Genomic DNA, 3,292 nt, shown 5'->3' on the forward strand with positions numbered 1-3,292 from the left:
TTTTCGATCTCTGGCCGATCCGGGAGCCACGTGAGGCTCTCGAAGACGACGCCGGAGGGAAAGGTGGGACGGAGGGAGCGGTCGGAGCTGACGTTCGAACCTTCCAGCGCCGGTTCACGAGCGACCCCTTCACTCCTCCCGACAGATATCCCGGGAGACGAACTCGTCCCCCTCCCGGAGCATCTCGCAGACGATTCTCCCGTCGACGAGCCGGAGGATCCGATCGGTCTTCTCGGCCATATCCATGTCGTGGGTGACCAGGATGAAGGTCTGGTTCATCTGCCGGTTGAGCTTTCGTAAGAGCTCGTAGATCATGTCGGAGCTCTTGGTGTCCAGGTTTCCCGTCGGCTCGTCGCCGATGACGATCGACGGATGGCCCGCTAACGCCCTCGCCACCGCCACCCTCTGGTTCTGGCCGCCGGAGAGCTGGGTCGGCTTGTTGTTCAGCCGCTCGGCGAGGCCCACCTCCTCGAGAAGCTCGATCGCCCGCTGCCGGGCCTCCTTTCTGTCCATCCCTGAGATGAGAAGAGGCATCATCACGTTCTCGACGGCGCTGAACTCAGGGAGGAGGTGATGATACTGGAATATGAAGCCCAGCTCCTTATTTCTCAGCCTCGCCCTCTCTTTTGGGCTGGCCCTGGTTATGTTCTGCCCCTTCAGCCAGATCTCGCCGCCTGAGGGGGTATCCAACAGGCCGATCATGTTGAGGAGGGTGGACTTGCCGCTGCCGCTGGGCCCCACTATGGAGAGGACCTCCCCCTCCTTTATGGTCAGGTCGACGTCATCCAAGGCCACCAGCTCCACACCGTCGCCGTAGACCTTTCTCAGCTTCTTGATCTCAATGATCTTCTCCAATCCAGATCGCCTCCAAACTATTCGGCCTTTTTAATCGAGGAACGGATTTTCATTCGGTCGCTATCGCCTCCACCGGGTCGAGCTGCGAGGCCTTGTAGGCGGGATATATCCCGGCCAGGAAGTTGACCAGGAGGGCGAAGATGGAGACGTAGACGAACGTCTCCAGGTCCAGGACCACGGTCATTCTGGTGGTGATATAGACCTCGGCCGGAACTTCCACCGTCCCGATCAGCTTTGCGGCGACGTAGGCGAGGCCGCCTCCCAGGAGGGCCGAGGGCGGCCCCAGGATCACGCTCTCCAGGACGAATACCTTCATGATCGAGATCCGGTCCGCCCCCATGGCCATGAGTATCCCTATCTCCTTGGTCCTGCGGCTTATTATCATTATCATGGTGTTGGCGATCCCGAAACCGGATATGATGAAGATCAAGAGGTAGAATATGAGGGAGTAAATCTGCTGGGTCTCCAGCTGCTCCAGAATGTCCCTGCTCTTCTCCTGCCAGCTCTCGGCCTGGTATCGGGTCCTGTTGTTCAGATCGGCGGCTACGGCGGGGGCCGCGTCTATGTCCGAGAGCCTCATCCCCACCTCAGTTACCACGTCCCCCTCTCCCAGGAGGTCCTGGGCGGTCTCCAGGGGGAGGTAGACGAGGGTGCCGTCAAGGCCGGTCCCGGTATCGATGATCCCGACCGCCTTCACCTGGACCGATCTGTCCTGCCGGGTGAGCCGGAAGTCATCGCCCCGCTTCAGCTCCAGATCCTCGGCGAGGTCTGACCCCACCACCGCAGCGAACCTCTTGAACCGCAGGTCGTAGTAGTCGCCCCAGACCATCTCCTCCCTCACTCTCAGGAGGAGGTCCTCCTGGACCGGATCAGCCCCGATGAAGGTGACCCCCTCCACGTTGTCCTTGTACTTGGCCGCCGCCCTTCCCACCAGCCTCGGAGACGATGCCACCACCTCTGGATGCTCTCCGGCGATCTCGGAGAGGGTCCGATAGAGGTAGATGTAGTCCTCGTCCTCCTTGGGGTCCACGGTGACGTGGGCCGAGTTCTCCACGGTGTTCTCGATGAGGTTCGCCCTGTACCCCTCCGTCAACCCTATCAAAACGACGATCACCCCCACCGCCAGAGCCACGGAGAGTATCGTGAAGAGGACCATCTTGGGATTTCCGAGGATATGCCTTTCTGCGATCGCAAGCTCGAACATCTATCTCAACCTCTCAGAGCGACCACCGGGTCCAGCTTTGAAGCTTTGTGGGCGGGGTAGACGCCAGCGACCATGCTCAGGACCAGGGCGAGGAGGGGGAAGGCGACCAGGTCGAAGGGGTCGACCAGGAACTTGATGACGATGGGCTGGGGTGCCGTGGGCATATCGATCGTGTACTGGAGGCTGTGAAAGTAGGCGGAGGCTAGGTAGCCCAGGATGCTTCCTGATATGCCGCCGGCGAGACCCAACATCCCGCTCTCGAAGACGAAGATCTTCCTGATCGAGGACCCATCCGTCCCCATCGCCATCAGCATCCCGATCTCCCTGGTCTTCTCCAAGACCATCATGTTCATGACGTTGGCGATCCCGAAGGAGGCGATGAGAAGGACCAAGGCCAAGATCAGGTTGTTGGAGAAGGTCTCGATGGCCAGGGTCTCCTCGAACTCGGGAAATAGGGTCCTCCAGCTCTCGGCCTCATAACCCCGGGCGGAGATCTCGTCGGCCACCTCGTCGGCCCGATAGGGGTCGGCGATCTGGATGTTGATGTAGGTTATGACGTCCCCCTCCCCCAGAAACTCCTGAGCCGTCTCCAGGGAGACGAAGGCCGAACCGTCCCACTCCTCGACCCCGGTTCTGAATATGCCTGCCACCACCAGGTTCATGGTCTTCGCGTCGGGAAAGCTGGCGACGACGTCCTCGCCGATCTTCACTTCCAGCTTCTGGACCATCTCCTCCCCCAGGACAACCCTCCTCCCGGTAGAGATCGCATAAAAATCGCCCTCGATCATGTACTTGTCGCCGATGCTTGTTACCTCGTTCAGCTGTGCCGGGACGACCCCGGTCATCTCGACGTTCTCGATGTTCTCCTCGAAGGAGAGGGTCGCCGTGCTGCTTAGGGCGGGAGAGACGGCAGCGACCCCGGGTATCGTCCAGACGAACTCGATGAGGGTCTTGTAGAGGTATATGTACTCCTCCCCTTCCTTGGGGGTGACCAGCACGTGAGGCGCGAGCTCGAATATCAGATCAAAGAAGGTCTCGAAGCTGCCATTCATGACGGCCCGAAAGACGATGACTATGGCCACAGCGAGGCCGACGGCCCCTACGGCCAGGGCGGTCTGCCTCTTCCGTGTCTTGATGTGCTTTACCGCCACGAACAGCTCGAGCAAGAGATCACTCCTCAGGGCTTCAGACGCCGTTTTTGCCAATAACCGTTCATCGGATCTTATTTATAGA

Annotated in this window: 3 protein-coding genes; all 3 read right to left on the reverse strand. The window is 60.0% G+C overall.

From position 1 onward, the window contains the following. Positions 1-129 precede the first annotated feature (129 nt). Genes ACP5EL_RS09180 through ACP5EL_RS09190 form a run of 3 tightly spaced genes read right to left on the reverse strand, consistent with a single transcriptional unit; the run spans position 130 to position 3,225 of the window. Positions 130-855 (reverse strand): ABC transporter ATP-binding protein, encoded by a 726-nt coding sequence (locus ACP5EL_RS09180; RefSeq protein WP_428402212.1) that lies wholly within the window; start codon positions 853-855, stop codon positions 130-132. Between the two features lie 49 nt (positions 856-904). Further along, positions 905-2,059: an ABC transporter permease gene (locus ACP5EL_RS09185; RefSeq protein WP_428402213.1), complete on the reverse strand. Its 1,155-nt coding sequence runs from the start codon at positions 2,057-2,059 to the stop codon at positions 905-907. Between the two features lie 5 nt (positions 2,060-2,064). Beyond that, positions 2,065-3,225, reverse strand: a complete 1,161-nt coding sequence (locus ACP5EL_RS09190) for an ABC transporter permease (RefSeq protein ID WP_428402214.1) — start codon at positions 3,223-3,225, stop codon at positions 2,065-2,067. Positions 3,226-3,292 lie beyond the last annotated feature (67 nt).

This window comes from Methanocrinis sp., assembly GCF_049974945.1.
In the GTDB taxonomy this organism is placed as follows: Archaea; Halobacteriota; Methanosarcinia; order Methanotrichales; family Methanotrichaceae; genus Methanocrinis.

What these genes read in the sequence shown, in the direction of transcription:
- ACP5EL_RS09185 (WP_428402213.1), bottom strand. Translation starts at nt 2,059, where the DNA reads ATGTTCGAGCTTGCGATCGCAGAAAGGCATATCCTCGGAAATCCCAAG.